The 214-nt window shown below is 60.3% G+C and carries 1 pseudogene; it reads right to left on the bottom strand.

From position 1 onward, the window contains the following. Positions 1-214: pseudogene (locus ACLQ3C_RS21755) on the bottom strand (HNH endonuclease); the annotation flags it as partial.

The raw sequence follows: 214 nt of genomic DNA, 5'->3' as shown, positions 1-214 counted from the left end.
CCATGGTGATCAACAGTTCTCGCACCGATCGGCCTTGGGGTGCGGTCATCTTGAGGCGGTCGAACTCGCCGGTCAGGTTCGCCGCGTAGTGATCGAGCATGTTGCGCAATGTGTTCAGTTGCTGCATCGCGGCGAAGGCTTCACGTGAGGTGAGGTCTGGACTGTAGGTGCGATCGTCGAGTTGGGCGATGAGGTGCCCGTACAGTTCGGCGGA

The organism is Gordonia sp. DT30 (assembly GCF_049844915.1).
Taxonomy (GTDB): Bacteria; Actinomycetota; Actinomycetes; order Mycobacteriales; family Mycobacteriaceae; genus Gordonia.
The sequence above is the reverse complement of the archived record's forward strand: the minus strand, read 5'-3'. Positions and strand labels throughout refer to the sequence as shown.